The 20,807-nt window shown below is 73.1% G+C and carries 20 protein-coding genes, 1 pseudogene and 1 riboswitch; of the genes and pseudogenes, 11 read left to right on the top strand and 10 right to left on the bottom strand.

Annotated features, from left to right (window positions below; translation table 11 throughout):
- Positions 1-83 precede the first annotated feature (83 nt).
- From HCC30_RS12235 to HCC30_RS12200, 8 genes are all read right to left on the bottom strand, one after another.
- On the bottom strand, positions 84-2,327 hold the full coding sequence (locus HCC30_RS12235) for an RNA degradosome polyphosphate kinase (RefSeq protein ID WP_169442477.1): 2,244 nt from the start codon (positions 2,325-2,327) through the stop codon (positions 84-86).
- Between the two features lie 288 nt (positions 2,328-2,615).
- The gene (gene mshD / locus HCC30_RS12230) at positions 2,616-3,527 is read right to left on the bottom strand and encodes a mycothiol synthase (protein WP_169442476.1); all 912 of its coding nucleotides are present in this window, start codon (positions 3,525-3,527) and stop codon (positions 2,616-2,618) included.
- Positions 3,528-3,627: 100 nt separating this feature from the next.
- On the bottom strand, positions 3,628-4,242 hold the full coding sequence (locus HCC30_RS12225; RefSeq protein WP_169442475.1) for an NAD(P)H-dependent oxidoreductase: 615 nt from the start codon (positions 4,240-4,242) through the stop codon (positions 3,628-3,630).
- Between the two features lie 96 nt (positions 4,243-4,338).
- Positions 4,339-5,805 carry a HAMP domain-containing sensor histidine kinase gene (locus HCC30_RS12220; protein ID WP_169442583.1) on the bottom strand — a complete coding sequence of 489 codons (1,467 nt, stop codon included), beginning with the start codon at positions 5,803-5,805 and terminating at the stop codon, positions 4,339-4,341.
- 23 nt (positions 5,806-5,828) lie between these two features.
- A complete protein-coding gene (locus HCC30_RS12215) occupies positions 5,829-6,563 on the bottom strand; it encodes a response regulator transcription factor (RefSeq protein ID WP_169442582.1) in 735 nt (244 codons plus the stop codon).
- Positions 6,564-6,619: 56 nt separating this feature from the next.
- Positions 6,620-7,624: a trypsin-like peptidase domain-containing protein gene (locus tag HCC30_RS12210; RefSeq protein WP_169442474.1), complete on the bottom strand. Its 1,005-nt coding sequence runs from the start codon at positions 7,622-7,624 to the stop codon at positions 6,620-6,622.
- Positions 7,625-7,735: 111 nt separating this feature from the next.
- Positions 7,736-8,779, bottom strand: a complete 1,044-nt coding sequence (locus HCC30_RS12205; RefSeq protein WP_169442473.1) for a LacI family DNA-binding transcriptional regulator — start codon at positions 8,777-8,779, stop codon at positions 7,736-7,738.
- A 24-nt stretch (positions 8,780-8,803) separates the two neighbouring features.
- On the bottom strand, positions 8,804-9,631 hold the full coding sequence (locus tag HCC30_RS12200; RefSeq protein WP_346776596.1) for a response regulator transcription factor: 828 nt from the start codon (positions 9,629-9,631) through the stop codon (positions 8,804-8,806).
- Between the two features lie 131 nt (positions 9,632-9,762).
- Between HCC30_RS12200 and HCC30_RS12195 the strand changes: the two genes are divergently transcribed.
- The 6 genes and pseudogenes from HCC30_RS12195 to HCC30_RS12170 all read left to right on the top strand — a co-directional run bounded on the left by HCC30_RS12195 (position 9,763) and on the right by HCC30_RS12170 (position 15,025).
- Complete coding sequence (locus HCC30_RS12195) at positions 9,763-10,740, top strand: alpha/beta fold hydrolase (RefSeq protein ID WP_240979514.1); 978 nt, start codon at positions 9,763-9,765, stop codon at positions 10,738-10,740.
- 359 nt (positions 10,741-11,099) lie between these two features.
- Entirely contained in the window at positions 11,100-11,366 is a 267-nt protein-coding gene (locus HCC30_RS12190) for a MoaD/ThiS family protein (protein WP_169442472.1), read from the top strand.
- A 200-nt stretch (positions 11,367-11,566) separates the two neighbouring features.
- Positions 11,567-12,322, top strand: a pseudogene (locus HCC30_RS12185) (hypothetical protein); the annotation flags it as partial.
- A 181-nt stretch (positions 12,323-12,503) separates the two neighbouring features.
- Entirely contained in the window at positions 12,504-13,211 is a 708-nt protein-coding gene (locus tag HCC30_RS12180; RefSeq protein ID WP_169442470.1) for a DUF2993 domain-containing protein, read from the top strand.
- A gap of 651 nt (positions 13,212-13,862) precedes the next feature.
- Positions 13,863-14,702 carry a sulfurtransferase gene (locus HCC30_RS12175; RefSeq protein ID WP_169442469.1) on the top strand — a complete coding sequence of 280 codons (840 nt, stop codon included), beginning with the start codon at positions 13,863-13,865 and terminating at the stop codon, positions 14,700-14,702.
- A 35-nt stretch (positions 14,703-14,737) separates the two neighbouring features.
- Positions 14,738-15,025, top strand: a complete 288-nt coding sequence (locus HCC30_RS12170) for a DUF1416 domain-containing protein (RefSeq protein WP_169442468.1) — start codon at positions 14,738-14,740, stop codon at positions 15,023-15,025.
- A 237-nt stretch (positions 15,026-15,262) separates the two neighbouring features.
- On the opposite strand, the gene HCC30_RS12165 is transcribed toward HCC30_RS12170, so the two are convergent.
- Entirely contained in the window at positions 15,263-15,628 is a 366-nt protein-coding gene (locus HCC30_RS12165) for a DsrE family protein (protein WP_169442467.1), read from the bottom strand.
- 286 nt (positions 15,629-15,914) lie between these two features.
- Here HCC30_RS12165 and HCC30_RS12160 point away from each other — a divergent pair, with 286 nt between their 5' ends.
- The 5 genes from HCC30_RS12160 to HCC30_RS12140 all read left to right on the top strand — a co-directional run bounded on the left by HCC30_RS12160 (position 15,915) and on the right by HCC30_RS12140 (position 20,251).
- A complete protein-coding gene (locus tag HCC30_RS12160) occupies positions 15,915-16,493 on the top strand; it encodes an FABP family protein (protein ID WP_169442466.1) in 579 nt (192 codons plus the stop codon).
- A 20-nt stretch (positions 16,494-16,513) separates the two neighbouring features.
- Positions 16,514-16,642: riboswitch (cobalamin riboswitch) on the top strand.
- 114 nt (positions 16,643-16,756) lie between these two features.
- Positions 16,757-17,788: an iron ABC transporter permease gene (locus HCC30_RS12155; RefSeq protein ID WP_346776607.1), complete on the top strand. Its 1,032-nt coding sequence runs from the start codon at positions 16,757-16,759 to the stop codon at positions 17,786-17,788.
- 5 nt (positions 17,789-17,793) lie between these two features.
- Positions 17,794-18,600, top strand: coding sequence for an ABC transporter ATP-binding protein (locus HCC30_RS12150; protein WP_169442464.1), 807 nt, complete (start codon positions 17,794-17,796; stop codon positions 18,598-18,600).
- A gap of 11 nt (positions 18,601-18,611) precedes the next feature.
- The gene (locus HCC30_RS12145) at positions 18,612-19,658 is read left to right on the top strand and encodes an ABC transporter substrate-binding protein (RefSeq protein ID WP_169442463.1); all 1,047 of its coding nucleotides are present in this window, start codon (positions 18,612-18,614) and stop codon (positions 19,656-19,658) included.
- Positions 19,655-20,251 carry a hypothetical protein gene (locus HCC30_RS12140; protein WP_169442462.1) on the top strand — a complete coding sequence of 199 codons (597 nt, stop codon included), beginning with the start codon at positions 19,655-19,657 and terminating at the stop codon, positions 20,249-20,251. The genes HCC30_RS12145 and HCC30_RS12140 overlap by 4 nt, the downstream gene beginning before the upstream one ends.
- On the opposite strand, the gene HCC30_RS12135 is transcribed toward HCC30_RS12140, so the two are convergent.
- Positions 20,248-20,613, bottom strand: coding sequence for a hypothetical protein (locus tag HCC30_RS12135; protein ID WP_169442461.1), 366 nt, complete (start codon positions 20,611-20,613; stop codon positions 20,248-20,250). The genes HCC30_RS12140 and HCC30_RS12135 overlap by 4 nt on opposite strands.
- Between the last annotated feature and the right edge of the window lie 194 nt (positions 20,614-20,807).

Below are 20,807 nucleotides of genomic sequence, written 5' to 3'. Positions count from 1 at the left end.
CTCCCCCCTGCCGGTGGGCCCGTGCGTCCCCCGCACCCCCTGCGACCCCCTGCTCGGGGGACGCGACGGGCCTAAACCGCGCGTCATGTGGCCAGGCCACGGCGTCGTTTCCGGGCATCGATCAGCATCTCCTGCACGTTCGGCAGCACCCGCCCCTCCTCGTCGTGCGCGTGCCGGGTCCAGTCGCCGTCCGGGCCGAGGTGCCAGGAGGCGGTGGTGTCGGACATGCCCGTCTCCAGCAGTCCGACGAGCGAGGCGCGGTGCGCCGGGTCCGCGACGCGGACCAGGGCCTCGATCCGCCGGTCCAGGTTGCGGTGCATCATGTCCGAACTGCCCAGCCAGACCTCGGACTCGCCGCCGCCCGCGAAGGCGAACACCCGCGAGTGCTCCAGGAACCGCCCGAGCACGCTGCGCACCCGGATGTTCTCGCTCAGCCCCTCGACGCCGGGGCGCAGCGCGCAGATCCCGCGCACCCACACGTCCACCGGGACGCCCGCCTGCGAGGCCCGGTACAGCGCGTCGATGACGGCCTCGTCGACGATCGAGTTGAGCTTGATCCGGATCCAGGCGGGGCGCCCGGCCCGGTGGTGCGCGACCTCCCGCTGGATGCGCGTGACGAGCCCGTCGCGCAGCGAGCGGGGGGCGACGAGCAGCCGCCGGTAGTTCTCCCGGCGCGAGTAGCCGGACAGCCGGTTGAACAGGTCGGAGAGGTCGCTGCCCACCTGCGGGTCGGCCGTCAGCAGGCCCAGGTCCTCGTACAGCCGGGCCGTCTTGGGGTGGTAGTTGCCGGTGCCGACGTGCGCGTACCGGCGCAGCGTGTCGCCCTCCTGCCGGACGACGAGGGACAGCTTGCAGTGCGTCTTCAGCCCGACCAGCCCGTACACCACGTGGCAGCCGGACTCCTCCAGCTTCCGGGCCCACTTGATGTTGGCCTGCTCGTCGAAGCGGGCCTTGATCTCGACCAGGACGAGCACCTGCTTGCCGGACTCGGCGGCGTCTATCAGGGCGTCGACGATCGGCGAGTCACCGGAGGTGCGGTACAGGGTCTGCTTGATGGCCAGCACGTCCGGATCGGCGGCCGCCTGCTCCAGGAACGCCTGCACCGAGGTGGAGAAGGAGTCGTACGGGTGGTGCAGCAGGACGTCGCGCTCGCGCAGCGCGGCGAAGATGTCGGGGGCCTGCGCCGACTCGACGGTGGCCAGGTCGCGGTGCGTCCCGGCCACGAACTTGGGGTACTTGAGGTCGGGCCGGTCCATCGCGCGCACCACCCCGGACAGCCCGCTCAGGTCGAGCGGGCCCGGCAGCGGATAGACTTCCGCCTCGGTGATCTTCAGCTCGCGGACCAGGAGGTCGAGGACGTACGGGTCGATGGACTCCTCGACCTCCAGCCGCACCGGAGGGCCGAAGCGGCGCCGCATGAGCTCCTTCTCCAGGGCCTGGAGCAGGTTCTCCGCGTCGTCCTCCTCGACCTCCAGGTCCTCGTTCCTGGTCACCCGGAACATGTGGTGCGCCAGCACCTCCATGCCGGGGAACAGCTCCTCCAGGTGCGCCGCGATCACGTCCTCCAGCGGCACGAACCGCTGCGGCGACGCCTCCAGGAACCGCGTCAGCAGCGGCGGCACCTTGACCCGCGCGAAGTGCCGCTGCCCGCTCACCGGGTTCCGCACCACGACGGCCAGGTTGAGCGAGAGGCCCGAGATGTACGGGAAGGGGTGCGCCGGGTCGACGGCCAGCGGCGTCAGCACCGGGAAGATCTGCTGCCGGAACAGCGTGAACAGGCGGGACTGCTCCTTCTCCGTCAGCTCGTGCCAGCGGATGATGTGCAGGCCCTCGTCGGCCAGCGCGGGCGCGATGTCCTGCTGGAAGCAGGCGGCCTGGCGGGCCATGAGCTCCCGCGACCGGGTCCAGATCAGCTCCAGCACCTCGCGCGGCTGGAGTCCGGAGGCGGAGCGGGTGGCGACGCCGGTCGCGATGCGGCGCTTGAGGCCCGCGACGCGGACCATGAAGAACTCGTCGAGGTTGCTGGCGAAGATGGCGAGGAAGTTGGCCCGCTCCAGCAGCGGGGTGCCCGGTTCCTCGGCGAGCTCCAGCACCCGTTCGTTGAAGGCGAGCCAGCTGCGCTCGCGGTCCAGGAAGCGGCCCTGCGGCAGCTCCTCCTCGCCGTCCCCGGCCGGCTCGCCGTGGCCGTCGGGGTAGATGTCGGCGTCGGAGTCGAGGTCGGCCTCCAGTGCGGGGACGCCGGGGGCCGAACCCCCCACTGCCTGCGGACGGTGGGCCGCTATCGACCCGACGGACGGCTGGGCTGAGTGCGGTGCTGGCTGGCTCATGGCCCCATTGTTCCGCGCAGCCGGGCCCGCGGCCTCGGCAGTGGTGTCCCCCGGAAGGACGGAGGGGGACTGACGCGCGGATCGCTGCATTCCGTGATGCTCGCAACCGAGTCTGAATCGATGGTTACGCGCACATGGCCACCAGGGGAGGTCCGCACTGCGCCCGGGTGCGGGGCGCGCGCCTAAGGGGCGCGGGGAACTGCGCGAGCAACCCCGCAGCACCCGCACTCCGCGACGCACCGAAAGGGGCACCCCGTACCGGAACAGCGCAGCCTCCCCCGGAGGGACTCAGCTCTCCGTGCGGTACATCAGGTCCGTCTCGTGGGTGCGGAAGCCGAGGCGTTCGTAGACCGTGACGGCCGCCGTGTTGTCGGCGTCGACGTAGAGCATCGCCGTCGGCAGGCCCCGCTCGCGCTCCAGGTGGCGCAGGCCGAGGGCGGTGAGCGCCTTGCCGAGGCCGCTGCCCTGCGCCTCGGGCGCGACGCCGAGCACGTACACCTCGCCCAGCTGTTCGGCGCTGTGCACCTTCGTCCAGTGGAAGCCGAGCAGTTCGCCGTCCGACTCGCGGACGGCGAGGAAGAAGCCGGCCGGGTCGAACCAGGACTCGGCCTTCCGGTCGTCCAGGTCGCGCTGGGTCAGGCTGCCCTGCTCCGGGTGGTGCGCGAACGCGGCCGCGTTCAGCCGCAGCCAGGCCGCGTCGTCCTCGCCGGGGCGGAAGGTGCGTACCGTCACGCCCTCCGGCAGCACGGGCTCGGGCAGTCCGGACGCGTCTTCGCCCGCCAACGGGCGGCGCAGCTGGCGCAGTTCGCGGAACAGGGTGAGCCCGAGCGTCTGCGCCAGGTGCCGGGCCGCCGGGTGGCCGCCGTGCGCCCAGACCCGCAGCCGCTTGCCGGACGCCTCCAGCAGCGCCTGGCCGAGCCGCCGCCCGTGGCCCTTGCCCCGGTGGCCCGGGTGCACGAGCAGTTCACCGGTCGGCGGCTCGACGGGGTCGGTGTCCTCCAGCTGCGCGTACCCGATCAGTTCGCCGTCCTCGCGCAGCAGCAGGTGCCGTACGCCCTCGCGCCTGCCGCCGCGCAGCTGGAGCCTGCCCTGTTCGGAGACGGCGGCCTGCCCGTCCGTCCGGGCCGCCGCGTCGATCAGGGCCTGCGTCTCCTGCACGGCCTCGGGGGTTACCTCGTCCACAACAACCACGTCGCTCATGGCACCCGACCCTACGGCCCGGAACGCGGCCGCGGCCCCCGCGGTGCGCTCCCTGTGCGGTCGCTGTGCACCACGGGGGCCGCCGGGCGGCGGTTTCCGGTCAGTCCGCCTTCCCGTAGGGGGACTTGGTGCGGGCCTCGCGCAGGGCCAGGCCCCACCACTCCAGCTGCGCGAGCATGCCCTTGGCCGCCGCGTTGGTGCTCTCCTCGTCGACGGGGCGGCCCTCGGCGTCGAAGCGGTTGCCCGCCATGGCGAAGCTGAGGGTGTCGCGCACGGTGACGGCGTGCAGCTCGGGGAAGACCTGGCGCAGCTGCTCGACGGCCCGCTGGCCGCCCGCCATCCCGCCGTAGGAGACGAACCCGACGGGCTTGGCCTGCCATTCGGCGTGGAACCAGTCGAGGGTGTTCTTCAGCGAGGCCGGGAAGCTGTGGTTGTACTCGGGGGTGATGACGACGAACGCGTCGGCGGCGTCGAGCCGCTTCGCCAGGCTGCTCCAGATCCGCCCGACCTCCTCCGTCACGGAGTCCTCGGAGGCGGGCAGGACGAGGGGGAGGGTGTTGGCCGGCTCGGCCAGGTCGATGACGTCCACCTCGTAGGTGCCGTAGGCCCGGGCCTCCCCCGCGAACCACTCGGAGACGACGGGCGCGAACCGGCCCTCGCGGACGCTGCCGACGATGACGGCGAGACGCAGGGGCGCGCTGGACTGAGCGGACATGGCTTCTCCTCGGGCTGCTGGGACTGCTCGGACGCGGTCTGTCGCGAACTGCCCTCAGCCTGCGACTTGAAGTTCAGTTCAAGTCAAGCCTTGTCGTCAACTTCCTTGCGGCGGCCGCTCCTCCGCCTCGCCCGCGCTCCCCTGCGCCGCGTCGTCCGCCGGCTCCTCCGGCTCCCCGTCCGGCTCCTCCGCCGGCGGCTGCGGGGTGCCGGGCAGCCGCATGACCGCCTCGGTGCCGCCGCCCTCCGCCGCGCCGAGCCGTACCGTCCCGCCCGTCTGCTGGACGGTGCGGGCCACGATCGACAGCCCCAGCCCCGAGCCCGGCAGGCTCCGCGCGGACGGCGAACGCCAGAACCGGTCGAAGACGTGCGGCAGTTCGTCCTCCGCGACCCCGGGCCCGTGGTCGCGCACCCGCACCACGCCTTCCCCCTCCGCCCCGGGGTCGGCGGACAGCGAGACGTCGACGGTGCCCTGCCGGTGGCTGAACTTGACCGCGTTGTCGATCAGGTTGACCACCGCACGCTCCAGCGCCGCCGCCTCCCCGCGCACGTACCAGGGCGACAGCTCGGCCGTCACCGTCACACCCGAACTCCGCAGCCGCACCCGCTCCACGGCCCGTTCGGCCACCTCGTGCAGCCCGACGACGGTGACGCGTCCGCTGCCGGGCCCCGCGTCGGGCCGGGACAGCTCCTGGAGGTCGCCGATCAGCGCGCCCAGTTCGGTCATCTGCGCCCGCACCGAGTCGAGCAGCGCCCTGCGGTCCTCGGCGGGCAGCTGGCGGCCGGTCTCCTCGCTGCGCACCAGCAGATCGATGTTGGTCCGCAGCGAGGTCAGCGGGGTGCGCAGCTCGTGGCCGGCGTCCGCGATCAGCTGCTGCTGGAGTTCGCGCGAGGAAGCCAGCGCGCCCGTCATCGAGTTGAACGAGCGGGACAGCCGCGCGATCTCGTCGTCCCCCTCGACGGGGATGCGGACGGCGAGGTCCTCGGTGCGCGCGATGTGCTCGGCCGCGTCCGTCAGCCGGTCGACGGGGCGCAGCCCGGCGCGGGCGAGCGCGACACCGGCGCCCGCGGCGCCCAGCACGCCGGTGGTCGCGACCAGGACGAGGATGACGGCCAGCCGGTTCAGCGAGTCGTCCAGCTCGGTCAGCGGACGGGCCACGGAGACGGCGACGTTGGTGTTCTGCACCGGCCTGGTCAGCACCCGGTAGTCGGTGCCCTCCGAGCCGCGGCCGTTGTGCACCGCCTCGGCCAGGTGCCGCTCGGCGACGTCGATGTCCGAGGTGTCCACGTCGATCCGGTTGCCGACGATGGCGCAGCTGCTGCCCGAGCGGTCCACCACCTGCACGGTCGCGCCGAACGGGTTCGGCGCGTGCTCGTCGGGCGGCGCGCACTGCCCCGACTGCACCCGGTCGACGACGACGCTCGGGTCGATCTGGTTGTCCCGCAGCGAGTCGTCCAGCGAGCCCACCAGCTGGGCCCGCACCAGGAACCAGGAGGCCACCGCGCACGCCGTGACCGCCAGGGCCACCGTCAGCGCGGCGAGCAGCGCCAGCCGCGAGCGCATGGGCAGCGCGTTGAGGCGCCGGATCACGCGGTGTCGTCCTTGAGCACGTAGCCCACGCCGCGCACCGTGTGCACCAGCCGCGGCTCCCCGCCGGCCTCCGTCTTCCGGCGCAGGTACATCACGTACACGTCCAGCGAGTTGGAGGACGGCTCGAAGTCGAAGCCCCAGACGGCCTTGAGGATCTGCTCGCGGGTGAGGACCTGGCGGGGGTGCGCCAGGAACATCTCCAGCAGCGTGTACTCGGTGCGCGTGAGCTCCACCGGCCGCCCGCCGCGGGTGACTTCGCGCGTACCGGTGTCCATCCGCAGATCGGCGAAGGTCCACACGCCGGGACCCTCCTGGGTCTCCGCCGGGCCGGCCGCCGCGTGCTCCTGCGCGTACGAGGTGCGGCGCAGCAACGCGCGGATGCGGGCGAGGAGTTCGTCCAGCTCGAAGGGCTTGACGAGGTAGTCGTCGGCGCCCGCGTCGAGCCCCGTGACCCGGTCGCCGACGGTGTCCCGCGCGGTGAGCATCAGAATCGGCACCCGGTGCCCGGAGGCGCGCAGTCTGCGGGCCGCGGTCAGCCCGTCCATACGGGGCATCAGCACGTCGAGGATGACGAGGTCGGGCTCGTACGCGGCGGTCTTCTCCAGCGCGTCCAGACCGTCGGTGGCGAGCTCCGTCGCGTACCCCTCGAAGCTGAGGCTGCGCCGCAGCGCCTCGCGCACGGCGGGCTCGTCGTCGACGATCAGCACCTTCTGGGACTCCGTGGACACCATGGGGTCCAGCTTCGCATCACCCTGGAGGTACGCGTCGCCCTGGAGCACCGCGCCGGTCACGCGGCCCCGCCGTCGCCGGAGCGCAGGTCGCCCAGCAGGTCCTTGACGTCGTTCACCGGGATCGCGAAGCCCAGCCCGACGCTGCCGCTCCCGCCGCCGCTGCCGCCCGTCCCGGCCCCGGAGCCCGAAGCGGGCGAGTACATCGCGGAGTTGATGCCGACGATGTTGCCGTCCAGGTCGACGAGGGCGCCGCCGGAGTTGCCCGGGTTGAGCGCGGCGTCGGTCTGTATCGCCTTGTAGGTCGTCGTCTCCCCGCCGACCTCGCCGTTGTACTGCTGCCGGCCGAACTGGAAGGGCCAGTCCTCGGGAGCCCCGCCGCCCTCGCTCTTCTCGACGGTGACGGGGCGGTCCTTGGCCGAGACGATGCCGCTGGTCACCGTCCCCGAGAGGCCGCCGGGCGAGCCGATCGCGACGACCTGCTCGCCGACGCCCACCGAGTCCGAGTCGCCGAGCTTCGCCGGCGTCAGGTCACCGGCGTCCGCGGTCCTGACCAGGGCCAGGTCGTGGTCCGGGCTGGTGCCGACGACGTCGGCGGTGGCGGTACGGCCGTCACTGAAGGTGAGCTTCACGCGGTCGGCGCCGGCCACCACGTGGTGGTTGGTGAGGATCTCGCCGTCCTCCGAGATCACCACACCGGAACCGGTCGACTCACCCGTACCGGAAGCGGCCTCGATCTCCACGACGCTCGGGCTGACCTTCGCCGCAACGTCCGAGACACTGCCCGCCGTCGACGAGGCGTTGCTCCCCCGCGCCGAGCCGGTCGCCCCCGCGACGGCCCCGCTCTCCCCGGTCAGCTGCTCGATCCCCACCGCGGCCCCGGCCCCCACCACGCCGGCCACCACGGCTACGGCGGCCAGCAGCGCGACGGGGCCCCGCAGCCGCCGCCGGGCCGGGGGCACTTCGTACCCGGAACCGTCCTCGGGGCCGTAAGCGGAACCGGACGGGAAGGTGGACGGGTACGGGGGCTGAGGGGGCAGGGGGCGGGTCTGGTCATCGCTCATGGTGACGAGCGTGCCCCGCGTCCATGAGAACCGGCTGAGACGCCGCTGAGAAGCTCCCGAGACCTCGCTGGGCCCTTATAAAGAACTCACTGAAGGCCCCGGAAGGGAACCTCAGCCCAGGAGCGGCGCCGCCCCCTGGCAGCCGCAGGAGCGCCGGACCACCAGGCCGGCCGGGAACTGGCGGACGCGCTCCCGCCGCGAACCCGCCACCCGCAGCGAATCGTCGAGCACCAGGTCGACGGCGGCCTTCGCCATGGCCTCCCGGTCGCCGCCGACGGTGGTGAGCGGCGGATCGGTGAGCCCCGACTCCTTCACGTCGTCGAAGCCCGCGACCGCCAGCTCGCCCGGCACGTCGATGCCCAGCTCACGCGCGGCCCGCAGCACGCCCATGGCCTGGTCGTCCGTCGAGCAGAAGATCGCCGTCGGGCGGTCCGGGTCGGACAGCAGCCCGAGCGCCTGCGTGTAGGTGTCGTAGCGGTTGTACGGGGACGAGATCAGCCGCCCCTCGACGGACCGGCCGGCCTCCCGCATGGCCCGCGACCAGCCCTCGATGTGATCGGTCACCGGGTCGCCCCACTTGGGCGTGGAGGCGGTGCCGCCGAGGCAGGCGACGTAACTGTGGCCGTGCTCCAGCAGGTGCCGGGTGGCCAGCTGGGCGCCGCCGACGTCGTCGAGGACGACGGCCACGTCGTCGATCGCCTCGGGGCGGCGGTGCATCAGCACGACCCGGGCGTCCCACGCCTCTATCTCGGCCGCCGCGCCCTCGCTGGGGCCCTGGCTGATGAGGATCAGGCCGGAGACCCGCATGCCCAGGAAGGCGCGCAGATAGTGGACTTCGCGCTCGTCGAGGTAGTCGGAGTTGCCGACCAGGACCATCTTTCCGCGCTCGGCCGCGGCCTGTTCGACGGCGTGCGCCATCTCCGCGAAGAACGGCTGGCGCGCGTCGGGGACGATCAGTCCTATGAGGTCGGTGCGGCGCGAGGCCATGGCCTGCGCGACCCGGTCGGGCCGGTACCCCAGCTCCCTGATCGCGGCGAGCACCCGCTCCTTCGTGGCCGGGGCGACCGGCCGCGGGCCGTTGTTGATCACATAACTGACGACCGCGGTCGACGTACCCGCCAGCCTTGCCACATCGTCCCGCGTCACCTTGGCCACGCGCGGCAGTCTACGCGGGAGGTCTCAGCCCCGGTCGGGCCGTGCGCCGGGCCGTACGTCACCCCCGCGCACGCCCCGTACGCCCGCGCCGTGCGCCGCCTCGCGCGCCATCCGCGTCGCCGCGTCCGTCACCGCACGTGCCTCGGCCTTGGCCTTCTTCTCCTCGGGGGTCGGCTCGGGCTTCTCCGGCGTGACGAAGCGGTAGCCGACGTTCCGGACGGTGCCGATCAGGGCCTCGTGCTCCGGGCCGAGCTTCGCGCGCAGCCGCCGCACGTGCACGTCGACGGTGCGGGTGCCGCCGAAGTAGTCGTAGCCCCACACCTCCTGGAGCAGCTGGGCGCGGGTGAAGACCCGGCCGGGGTGCTGCGCCAGGTACTTCAGCAGCTCGAACTCCTTGAACGTCAGGTCCAGCACCCGGCCCTTGAGCTTCGCGCTGTACGTGGCCTCGTCCACGGACAGGTCGCCGTTGCGGATCTCGGTGGGCTCGTCCTCGGCGACGGACTGGTGCCGTCCGGTCGCCAGCCGCAGCCGGGCCTCGACCTCGGCGGGGCCCGCGGTGTCGAGCAGGACGTCGTCGACACCCCAGTCGGCGGTGACGGCGGCGAGCCCGCCCTCGGTGACGATCAGGAGCAGCGGGCAGCCGGGGCCGGTGGAGCGGAGGAGCTGACAGAGGGTGCGTGCCTGGGGAAGGTCGCGGCGGCCGTCGACGAGGACGACGTCCGAGCCGGGGGTGTCGACGAGGGCCGCGCCCTCGGCGGGGGCCACGCGCACGTTGTGCAGCAGCAGCCCGAGTGCGGGGAGGACTTCGGCGGAGGGTTGGAGAGCGTTCGTCAGCAGGAGTAGCGAGCTCACGTGTGAGTTCCTTCCTCGGTCCCGGGTCGGGACGTATGGCGGCACTGCTTCGTACGTATGCGCTCCTGAAAGCACAAAAGGACCCGGGGGCGACGCTGCCCGGATCCCTGTGGCACAGCAGAATAGCCGACATGACCGAGGGCAAGCAGTGTGAGTTGGCTCGCTCCGACGGGGAGGACGTCACATTGCGTGACGAAGAACGTCCGGCGAACATCTCCCTCCGGACCTCCCGCGCCGTGCTGCTGACGGACGACGGCGTACGGCTCGAAGCGGTGCACACGCGCCGCCTGCCGGGCCCCGGGAGCGGGGCGACGGCGCCCGGCGCGATCGTGGTGGCGCACGGGTTCACCGGCTCCGTCGACCGTCCGGCGCTGCGCCGCACCGTGGCGCACCTCGCCCGGCACACGGACGTGGTCAGCTTCTCCTTCCGGGGGCACGGGCGCTCCGGCGGACACTCCACCGTCGGCGACCGCGAGGTGCTCGACCTCGCCGCCGCCGTCCGCTGGGCCCGCTCGCTGGGTCACGCCCGGGTCGCCACCGTCGGCTTCTCGATGGGCGGCTCCGTCGTGCTGCGGCACGGGGCTCTGTACCGGGCCCCTGCCGAGAGCGCAGAGAGCGCACACCCCGGCGACAGAGCGTGCCCGGACGGCGCACGGAAGCACGAGGGGCGCACGGCCACTCCGGGGGCTCCCGGCTCCCCGGCCGGGGTGGGTGACTGGGCGGACGCGGTGGTCGCCGTCAGCGCCCCGGCCCGCTGGTACTACAAGGGGACGGCGCCCATGCGGCGGCTGCACTGGGTGGTGCAGCGGCCCCTGGGACGCCTCGTCTCCCGCTACGGCCTGCGCACCCGCATCCACCCCGCGGACTGGGACCCGGTGCCGCTCTCCCCCGTCGCCGCAGCCCCGCTGATCGCCCCCGTCCCACTGCTCCTCGTGCACGGCGACCGCGACCCGTACTTCCCCCTCGACCACCCCCGCTCCCTCGCCGCGGCCACCGGCGACCACGCCGAACTCTGGCTCGAACCGGACTTCGGCCACGCGGAGAACGCGGCCGCGGGCCCCCTCCTCCACCGCGTGGGGACGTGGGCCACGACGGCGCTGGCCCGGTGACGGCATGGAGCACCCCGCGCCGGGGCTAGGCGCTGCGCTTGCCAGCCCTACGCCTACGGCGCAGTTCTCCCAAGCGGGGCCGGCCCGCGACAAGGGGCGCGGGGAACTGCGCGAAACCCGAGCCACGACGGCACCGCACCCGGACAAGCCGGGCGGGCCCGCGAAAAAAGGGGCGCGGGGAACTGCGCGAACACCCCGGCGGCGGGGCGGCCCGGCGACAGCAGAACGCACCCCGAACCGTGGCAGGCGCCCCGCCCCCGCGACGCACCGCACATGCCGACACCGCACCCCGCGACGCACGGCGCACCACGCACGTCATCATGGGACCCGCACAGCTTCACCGGGCCGAGAGGGACACGATGGCGAGTGGCACGATCCGTTACTGGGCGGCGGCGAAAGCCGCGGCCGGGACCGCGGAGGAGCGGTACGACGCGGTGACGCTCGCCGAAGCGCTCGACGGCGCACGCGAACGTCACACCGCACGCCCGGAGTTCGCGCGCGTCCTGCTGCGCTGCTCGTACCTCGTGGACGGCGACCCCGTCGGCACCCGCGACCACGCGTCGGTGCGGCTGAGCGAGGGCGGCTCCGTCGAGGTGCTCCCCCCGTTCGCGGGAGGCGCGGCATGACGCAGCCCCACGGCGGCGGCCCGCACCCGCCGCGCACCCCCTACACCCCGTACGACCCGCACGCGCAGCACGCCCCGCGCGGCCAGGTCCGCGAGCAGCCCCCCGTGCCGGAACAGGCGCAGGCACCGGCACCGGCCTCCGCGCAGATCCCGGCGCCCAGCCCCGCGCCGGAGGCCGCGACCCCGGCCCCCGAGGGCGGGCGGCGGGCGCGCAGGTCGCCGCTGATCGCGCCGGGTCTGCTGCCCGCCGCGGTCACCACCGTGCTGGCCGCGCTGATCGCCGGCGCGGCCCCGCTCGGTGACGTCCCGCTCGCCGTCGCCGTGCTGCTGCTCCAGGGGCTCACGGCCGCCGGCTGGTTCCGGCTGAACGGGATGTGGCCCGCCCGGCAGGGCATCGCGCTGGCGTTCCTCTCCGGCGTCGCGGCCGACGTCGGCCTGCTCCTCACCGGCGGCGACCACGCGCCCGGCATCGCCATCGGCACGCTCGGCGTCTGGTGCGTGCTCACCCTGGTGCTGCACCTGCGGAACCGGCAGGGCCCGGACGAGCGGCTGTACGCGCTGACCGCGGCGCTGACGGCCACGGCGCTCACCGTGCTCGCCGCCGGCCAGCTGGCCGCGCTGCCCGCGGCCGGCGCCGAGGCGGTGATCGTCGGCTGCGCGGCCGTCGCCGCCGCGACCCTGGTGCGGGCGCTGCCGCTGCCCCCGTACGTCTCCCCGCTGCTGGCTGCGGCCGCCGCCGCGGGCGCGGGCGTCGGCGCGGGGAACCTGGCGGGCCTCGCGGACCAGGCCACCGGTACGGGCGCGCTCGGCCTGGCGGCCGGGGTCTGCGCGCTGATCGGTCTGCGGGTGGCGAGCTACGACTTCCCGTCCCGCTTCGTCCACATGACGGCCGGCGTCGCGCTGCCGCTCGCGCTGGCAGCGCCGGTGGTGCACGTCCTGGGCCGCGCCCTGGTCTGACGCCCTCCCGCCTCCTCCGCTCAGGACCGGACCCCCGTGGTGGGGCCGGTCCTGAGCCCGTTCCGGTACGGGGCCGATCGCGTACGCTCGTCGACGGGGCGGAGCGGTTGACGAAGGCGTCGGCGCACTCGCCGGAGTCGACCTGGCATGCAGCGCATGCAGGGGGAAGTGAGCAGATCACATGCGCGCACTACGCGTTCTTCTGGCCGTACTCGTCGTGCTGGGCATCCTGTTCGTCGCCGCCGACCGGCTCGCCGTCCATCTCGCCGAGGACGAGGCCGCGAGCCGTATCAAGGGCGCGCAGGGCATGCCGGACACCAAGGACGTCGACGTCGACATCAAGGGCTTCCCGTTCCTGACCCAGGTGCTGGGCCGCGACCTCGACCAGGTCGACGCGACCTTCAGCGGCATGCGGACCGAGACGGCCGGCCGCGAGCTGACCGTCAGCCGGATCGAGGCGCAGCTGCGGAACGTCGAGATCGGCGGCAACTTCGACTCCGCCATCGCCAAGGACGCCACGGGCACGGCGCTGATCTCGTACGACGCGCTGTCCAAGGCCACCGACGAGAACGTCGAGGTCGGCTGGGGCGGCAAGGACGACCAGGGCCGCGGCCAGGTGAAGGTCACCGCCTCCGTCTCGCTGCTCGGGCAGACCTTCGAGCGCAGCGTGCACAGCGCCGTCAGCGTCTCCGGGGACCAGGTGAAGCTGAAGGCCCGGGACATCCCCGGCGCGGACATCCCCGGCGTCGAGGACCTGATCCGGGACCGGATCGACATCGCGCGCAAGATCGCCGGGCTCCCGAAGGGCCTGGAGCTGGACGAGGTCGAGGCCACCGAGAAGGGCATCGAGCTCTCCGTGAAGGGCTCGGACGTCAGCCTCACGGGCTGAACCGGGCTCGCGGCAGGACCGGTTCCGGCCGTTTCCCGGGCGTTGTCCCACTCCCCGAGACGAGCACGTCCGCAGACCAGAAAGCGGGCCCCGTCCGGGCAGCTCCCGGGCGGTCCGGCGGGGTGCCGGACCGGGACCCGATCCCGCATCGCGGACAGATATGTCTCATGATGCGGATCGACGGTGACACGGGCGCTCACTCGTCCTTACGATCGGCGCATGAAGCGACAGGCGGACCTCACCAAGCGACGGGCAGTCGATCTCTGCCGCGTCGCCGCCATGCTCTGTCGCACCGCCTCCTGACGGCCGGCCCCGAGCCCGCTCCGCGCCCGGCGGCCCGCGACCCGCACCGCTCCCGCAGCCGCAGGACCCCGCGAGGGCCCCGGCGCCGGAACCGGCGGGCGGACGCGGGCACTTGATCCCCCGGACGCCACGGCACCGGCCGCGCCCGCCCCGGGACCGAAGGTCCCCGCGCGCCGCTCAGCGCAGTGCGCGTACCGCCCGCCCACACGTACGTGCGCCACCCGAGTCAGGCCGCTCCACGCGTCAACACCGCGCACAGCGCCCGCAGTTCACGGCGTGTGCCGGCCGCACACCCGCGTTCCGCGACAGCATCACCGCAATCCGCCCCACCGCCCGGAGGAGAACAGCATGAGCCGCAGCGACGTCCTCGTAGACGCCGACTGGGTCGAGGCCCGCATCGACGACCCGAAGGTCGTGCTCGTCGAGGTGGACGAGGACACCTCGGCCTACGACAAGAACCACATCAAGAACGCCGTCCGGATCGACTGGAAGCAGGACCTCCAGGACCCGGTGCGCCGTGACTTCGTCGACCAGGCCGGCTTCGAGAAGCTCCTCTCGGAGAAGGGCATCGGCAACGACGACACCGTCGTGCTCTACGGCGGCAACAACAACTGGTTCGCCGCGTACGCCTACTGGTACTTCAAGCTCTACGGCCACCAGGACGTGAAGCTCCTCGACGGCGGCCGCAAGAAGTGGGAGCTCGACTCCCGCGACCTCGTCGCCGAGGTGCCGCAGCGCGCCGCGACGGAGTACAAGGCGAAGCCGCAGGACCTGAGCATCCGCGCCTTCCGCGACGAGGTCGTCGAGGCGATCAACGCCAAGAACCTGGTCGACGTCCGCTCCCCCGACGAGTTCAGCGGCAAGCTGCTCGCCCCGGCCCACCTGCCGCAGGAGCAGTCGCAGCGCCCCGGCCACGTGCCGAGCGCCCGCAACATCCCGTGGTCCAAGTCGGCCAACGACGACGGCACGTTCAAGTCCGACGCGGACCTGAAGGAGCTGTACGAGGGCGAGGGCGTGGACCTGGCCAAGGACACCATCGCCTACTGCCGCATCGGTGAGCGCTCCGCTCACACCTGGTTCGTCCTGCACGAGCTCCTCGGCCAGGAGAACGTCAAGAACTACGACGGCTCCTGGACCGAGTACGGCTCGCTCGTCGGCGTGCCCGTCGAGGTCGGCGCCAACAGCTGACCGGCCCCCTACCGAGACTCCCGAGAGGACACCCCATGTGCGGAGCACAGGCAGGCGGCCCGGACGCCTCCACCATCAAGCCCGGTGAGACCACCATCCAGGGCAACGTGACCCGTGACGGCGAGCCCGTCACCGGCTACGTCCGGCTCCTGGACGCCACCGGCGAGTTCACGGCCGAGGTCCCGACCTCCGCCACCGGCCAGTTCCGCTTCTACGCGGCCGAGGGCACCTGGACCGTGCGCGCCCTCGTCCCCGGCGGCCAGGCCGACCGCACCGTCGTCGCGCAGGACGGCGGGCTGGCCGAGGTGGCCATCGCGGTCTGAGCCGCGCCGGGCCCACGCCGACAAGGGCCGCGTTCCCCCGGGTTGGACGCCAGGGAACGCGGCCCTTTCGCGTTGCGGTTCGCCGCGGCGCTTGGGAGGTCTGCGCCGAGGCGCAGGGCTGGCAAGCGCAGCACCCCGGCGCGGGGTGCGCCGCTTCTCGGGGTGCCGCTTCCCGTACGTCGCCGGGCGCGGGCACGTCGTGGCTGGTCGCGCCGTTCCCCGCGCCCCTTCGGGCGCCTAGTACACCAGCGCCTGCGCCTCGTCCTGCACGGCCTCGCTGACGAAGACCTGCGCGCCCGCGATCCGGACGCCCTCCAGCACGTCGTCCTCGGTGATCCCGCGCCGGGCCGCGCACTGCGTGCACAGCGTGATCCGGCCGCCGGCCTGGATGCCCTCGATCAGGTCGGGCAGCGGCGCCGCGTGCGGCAGCTCGAACTCGGCCGCCTTCCCCGGCAGCGCGAACCACGCGGACTCGCCCGTCAGCCAGAGCGAGACCTCCACCCCGCTGGCGGCGGCGACCGCGGCCACCGTGAACGCCTGCGAGCACCGCTCGGGCGCGTCCGCACCCGCCGTCACCTTGATCACGAGCTTCTTCTTCGCCATGCGCCGAGCCTACGGCCGCCCGCGGGCCGCCGCGCAGGCCGTTCACCGGCCGGACTCCGGCCCGACCTCGGCCGGCGCGGCGGGGAAAGCTAGAATCGGGGGCGTCCGTAGAACATCTTGTCGCCCGCCCAAGGAGAGCCCCCGTGCTTGAGGCATTCTTCACCGCCCTGATGGTCCTGGTCTGCGTCGGCACCGTGGCCTTCGCCGGGCTGACGTACAAGAAGCTCTACGACGGCCAGCGCTGAGCCGCCTTTCCCACCCCCTCGACAGATCGCCTGAGCACCTCATGATCGAGATTCCGTCCGACCTGCACCCGGACCTCGTGCCGCTCGTCTTCCTCCTCGGACGCTGGGAGGGCGCGGGCGTCGCCGCCCTCGACGGCGAGCAGGGACCGGGTTCCGAGGAGTGCAACTTCGGCCAGGAGGTCAGCTTCAGCCACGACGGCCGCGACTTCCTCGAGTACGTCTCGCACACCTGGGAACTCGACGCCGAGGGCAACCGGAAGCGCCCCTTGGAGACCGAGACCGGGTACTGGCGGGTCGACTCCGAGCGCAAGGTCGACGTCGTGATGATCCGCGACCAGGGCATCGCCGAGGTCTGGTACGGCGAACTGGCCGACCAGAAGCCGCAGATCGACCTCGCGACCGACGCCGTCGCGCGTACCGCCTCCGCCGGTGAGTACAGCGGCGGCAAGCGGCTGTACGGCTACGTCAACGGTGACCTGATGTGGGTCGGCGAGAAGGCCACCCCCGAGGGTTCGCTGCGTCCGTACATGTCGGCCCAGCTGAAGAAGGTCGTCGACCCGAGCGAGTGGGCGAAGGACCTGAAGGACCTGCCGGACGACGGCATCACCTTCTTCAAGTAGGCCGAAGGGCCGCACACCCCGCACAACTTCACAGTCCTGGCACCCCGCGGGGGAAGTCCGGTCGAATTCCGGCGCTGACCCGCAACGGTGGACGCGCGCGCTACGGCGCGGCGTGAGCCCGAATACCCGCGTGGTGCTCCGCTCCTGACAACTCGCCGTGGTCTGCGAGAAGGGTGCCCGTGACCTCCCTCAGTTCCCGGCCGGACGCTTCCGCGACGGCCTCCCCGGCCGCCGACGACGCGGACCCGGCGCCCCGCCGCCGGATATCCGTCCCCGCGCTCGTCACCGTCCTCCTCGTCGCGCTGCTGGTCTCGCTGCTGTGCGGGGTCGGGATCGGCTCGTCCGGCATCGGCTGGGGGCCGACGCTCTCGCACCTGTGGGCCGGGCTGACGGGCGGCACCATCGGCGCCGACGAGAAGGCCGCGTACACCGTCGTCTGGGACCTCCGGCTGCCGCGCGTGCTGCTCGCCGCCGTGGTCGGGGCCGGGCTCGCGGCCGTCGGCGTCGCCGTGCAGGCGCTGGTGCGGAACGCGCTCGCCGACCCGTTCGTCCTCGGCATCTCCTCCGGCGCCGCCGTCGGCGCCAACGCCGTCCTCCTCTTCGGCGCGCTCGGCGCGCTCGGCATGTGGGCCCTCTCGGCCTCCGCCTTCGCCTCCGCGCTCGCCGCCATGGCCCTCGTCTACGCCGTCGCCCGCACCTCGACCGGGCTCACCCCGCTGCGGCTGGTGCTCACGGGGACGGCGATGTACTACGGCTTCTCCGCCGTCACCACCCTCATGGTCTTCGCCGCCGACCGGGGCGAGGCCGCGCGCTCGGCCATGATGTGGCTGCTCGGCAGCCTCGGCGGCGCCAGCTGGTCCTCGCTGCCCATCGCCACCGGCGCCGTCCTCGCCGGGCTCGGCTATCTCGCGCTCTCCGCACGGCGGTTGAACGTCCTGGCCATGGGCGACGAGACGGCCGCCGCGCTCGGCGTCGACGCGACCCGGATGCGGCGCGAGCTGTTCCTCGTCACCGCGGGCGTCACCGGCGCGGTCGTCGCCGTCAGCGGCGCGATCGGCTTCGTCGGCCTGATGGTGCCGCACGCCACCCGCATCCTGATCGGCGCCGACCACCGCCGCGTCCTCGCCGTCGCGCCGCTGGCGGGCGCCGTGCTGCTGGTGTGGGTGGACGTCCTCTCCCGGATCGTGCTCGCGCCCGCCGAACTGCCGGTCGGCGCGATCACCGCCGTCATCGGCGTCCCCTGCTTCCTGCTGCTGATGCGCCACCGCGGCGGCTACACCTTCGGAGGCTCCTGAACCTCATGCGTATCGACATCGAAGGTCTCTCCGTCGACCGCGCGGGCGCCCGCCTGGTGCGCGACGTGACCCTGCACGCGGGCAGCGGCCGGCTCGTCGGCGTCGTCGGCCCGAACGGCAGCGGCAAGTCCAGCCTGCTGCGCTGCGTCTACCGCGCCTGGCGGCCCAGCGAGGGCGCCGTCCTGCTCGACGGCGACGAACTGGGCACGCTCACGCCCCGGGAGAGCGCCCGCCGGCTCGCGGCGCTGCCGCAGGAGGCGTCCTACGAGTTCGACTTCACCGTCGCCGAGGTCGTCGCCATGGGCCGGCTGCCGCACCAGCGCACCGGCGGCCGCACCACCCACGACGACCGGCGGGTGTGCGCCCGCGCGCTGGAGCGGGTCGGCGCCGCGCACCTCGCCGAGCGGGGCTTCCTGACCCTCTCCGGCGGCGAGAAGCAGCGCGTCCTGATCGCCCGCGCGCTGGCCCAGGAGCCGCGCGCACTGGTGCTGGACGAGCCCACCAACCACCTGGACATCGCCCAGCAGTTGGAGGTCCTCGCGCTGGTGCGCGGCAGCGGGCTCACCGTCCTCACCGCGCTGCACGACCTCAACCTCGCCGCCGTGCACTGCGACGAGCTGCACGTCATGTCCGGCGGGCTGCTGGTCGCCTCCGGGCCGCCGCACGAGGTGCTCACCTCCGAGCTGCTCGCCGAGGTCTTCGGCGTCCGCGCGCACCGCGTCCCGCACCCCGAATCGGGCGTCCCGCAGCTGCTGTTCGACCGGCTGCCGACCACCGCGGACGCCCCCGCCTCCCCCGTTCCCACCGCCTGAAGGAGACACCCGTGCCCGCCCGTACCCGTCCGCTGCGGACCGCCGCGGTGCTCGCCCTCGCCCTCGGCACCCTCGTCACGGCCACCGGCTGCGGCGCGAAGGTCGCCGAGGAGACGGACTCCGAGGCGTCCGGCGGCGGTCCCGTCACGCTCACCAACTGCGGCAAGAAGGTCACCTTCGACAAGGTGCCGGAGCGCGTGGTGACCAACGACGTCGGCATCACCGAGATCATGTTCGCGCTCGGTCTGGAGGACCGGATGGCGGGCTACGCGATCCCCGACGACAAGGGCGACGCGGACCGTTTCCCCTGGAAGGACGGCTACGACAAGGTCGACCGGCTCTCCAAGAAGGAGCTCAACCAGGAGCTGGTGCTCGACGCCAGGGCCGACCTGGTCTTCGCGGGCTGGAACTACGGCTTCAGCGAGTCCACCGGCCTCACCCCGGCCCGGCTGAAGAAGCTCGGCGTCGACTCCTACCTGCTCACCGAGTCCTGCCGGAACGGCTCCGAGACCGCGGGCAGCGTCGGCGGCAAGGCGCGCGGCGTGATGCCGCCGCTGCGCGCGCTCTACACGGACCTGCGCAACCTCGGCAAGCTCTTCGGCGTCGAGGACCGCGCCGAGAAGCTGATCGCCGACTCCAGGAAGCGGATCGCCGACGCGCAGGCGAAGATCCCCGACGGCAAGCGCCCCACCGTCTTCCTCTACGACGACGGCCGCGACAAGCCGCTCACCTCCGGCCGCTACGCGGGCCCGCACGACATCATCACCAAGGCCGGCGGCGACCACGTGATGAAGGACCTCAAGGACAGCTGGGCGACGGTCGGTTGGGAGACCGTCGTCGAACGCGACCCGGACGTCATCGTCATCAACGACTACGGGGACACCAGCGCGGCGCAGAAGAAGAAGTTCCTCACCTCGTACGAGCCGCTCCGCGACGTCTCCGCCGTCAAGCACGACCGCATCTACACGCTCGACTACGCCGACCTCGTCGAGAGCCCCCGCAACGCCGACGCCGTCTCCCGCCTGGCCGGCTACCTCCGCGCGGAGTCCGGCTCGTGACCAGGGCCGGGTGGACGGCGGCGTCCTGCGCGTGGCTGCCGCTCGGCTTCGCCGCCGTGACGGCGGCCCCCGAGGTCGTCCACCCCTGGCTCGTCCCCGTCTGCTGGGCCGTGTACCTCGCCGTGCTCGCGGCCCTGATGTCCCGCCTGGCGAACCGCGGCGGCTGCCTGCTGGTGCCCGCCCTCGTACCGGCGCTGCTCGGCATCTACTTCCTGTGCGCGGCCCCCCTGCGCTCCGAACTCCTCCTCACCACCCGCGGAACCGAGACCCGCGCCACCGTCACGCACGTGGACGTCACTTCCCCGCGCGGTGCGCTGATCGCCCGCCAGACGCTGGAACGCCCGGACGGCACCCCCGTCGCGGGCGGCCGCCTCGACGAGAACCTGAAGCTGGACACCGGCGACCACGTCACCGTCCTGGAGGACCCCCGCGGCGAACTCATCCCCCGCACCCCCGCCGCCGCCGACCCGACCACCCGCACCCTCACCCTGACCGCCCTGCTGGGCCTGTGCACCTCGGCCGTGGGCTGGGCGGGGCACTCGCGGAGGCTGCGGGCGGGGATGGTGGGGGCGCGGGGTTCCGCGGGGAGTTAGCGCGTCCCCTCGATCGCCTCGAAGATGTCCGCGTCCGTCTCCCGCTGCCACGCGGGCAGTTCGGGCCAGTCGGCGACGTAACCCGGCTTGGGGTTCTCGAACCGCCGGTACATCTGCGCCGTCCACGCCGTCGCGACGAAGCGGCTCTTCTGCTCGCGGGTGAGCCGCGCCGCGTGCCCGTCACTCAGCTCCAGAAACTGCCGCACCTGCGCGTACACGGCCCCCGCCGCCTCCCGCTCCCACTCCGGCGTCTCCGCCCACGGCGTCACGTACCCGGCCTTCGGCTCCCCCGGAAAGTGCCTCCGCACCCCGGCAATCCACGCCTCCCGGAACAACTGCGCGCCTTCTTCGGTGTCTGCCATTGCGGATCCCTTCTCGAAGTGCCTGGAGTCTACGGACGGAGCAATCGGAGATCCGCCGATCAACACCCTTTCGGGGACGCCGAGTTGAGGGCATCGACGGGCTCACTCCCCTGCCGGACGGAGCGCCCCCGCTCGCCCGTGCGTTCGCCTGGGCCGGTGGCGTCTACTACGGTTGGGCACCCTAGGGAAGCAGG

This window comes from Streptomyces sp. HNM0574, assembly GCF_012726235.1.
Taxonomy (GTDB): Bacteria; Actinomycetota; Actinomycetes; order Streptomycetales; family Streptomycetaceae; genus Streptomyces.
This window is presented reverse-complemented; position numbering and strand designations above follow the sequence as displayed.

Excerpts from the sequence above, each read along its gene's own strand:
- HCC30_RS12235 (WP_169442477.1), bottom strand. The coding sequence starts at position 2,327 with ATGAGCCAGCCAGCACCGCACTCAGCCCAGCCGTCCGTCGGGTCGATA.
- mshD (WP_169442476.1), bottom strand. The coding sequence starts at position 3,527 with ATGAGCGACGTGGTTGTTGTGGACGAGGTAACCCCCGAGGCCGTGCAG.
- HCC30_RS12225 (WP_169442475.1), bottom strand. The coding sequence starts at position 4,242 with ATGTCCGCTCAGTCCAGCGCGCCCCTGCGTCTCGCCGTCATCGTCGGC.
- HCC30_RS12220 (WP_169442583.1), bottom strand. The coding sequence starts at position 5,805 with ATGCGCTCGCGGCTGGCGCTGCTCGCCGCGCTGACGGTGGCCCTGGCG.
- HCC30_RS12215 (WP_169442582.1), bottom strand. The coding sequence starts at position 6,563 with ATGGTGTCCACGGAGTCCCAGAAGGTGCTGATCGTCGACGACGAGCCC.
- HCC30_RS12210 (WP_169442474.1), bottom strand. The coding sequence starts at position 7,624 with ATGAGCGATGACCAGACCCGCCCCCTGCCCCCTCAGCCCCCGTACCCG.
- HCC30_RS12195 (WP_240979514.1), top strand. The coding sequence starts at position 9,763 with ATGACCGAGGGCAAGCAGTGTGAGTTGGCTCGCTCCGACGGGGAGGAC.
- HCC30_RS12190 (WP_169442472.1), top strand. The coding sequence starts at position 11,100 with ATGGCGAGTGGCACGATCCGTTACTGGGCGGCGGCGAAAGCCGCGGCC.
- HCC30_RS12180 (WP_169442470.1), top strand. The coding sequence starts at position 12,504 with ATGCGCGCACTACGCGTTCTTCTGGCCGTACTCGTCGTGCTGGGCATC.
- HCC30_RS12175 (WP_169442469.1), top strand. The coding sequence starts at position 13,863 with ATGAGCCGCAGCGACGTCCTCGTAGACGCCGACTGGGTCGAGGCCCGC.
- HCC30_RS12170 (WP_169442468.1), top strand. The coding sequence starts at position 14,738 with ATGTGCGGAGCACAGGCAGGCGGCCCGGACGCCTCCACCATCAAGCCC.
- HCC30_RS12165 (WP_169442467.1), bottom strand. The coding sequence starts at position 15,628 with ATGGCGAAGAAGAAGCTCGTGATCAAGGTGACGGCGGGTGCGGACGCG.
- HCC30_RS12160 (WP_169442466.1), top strand. The coding sequence starts at position 15,915 with ATGATCGAGATTCCGTCCGACCTGCACCCGGACCTCGTGCCGCTCGTC.
- HCC30_RS12150 (WP_169442464.1), top strand. The coding sequence starts at position 17,794 with ATGCGTATCGACATCGAAGGTCTCTCCGTCGACCGCGCGGGCGCCCGC.
- HCC30_RS12135 (WP_169442461.1), bottom strand. The coding sequence starts at position 20,613 with ATGGCAGACACCGAAGAAGGCGCGCAGTTGTTCCGGGAGGCGTGGATT.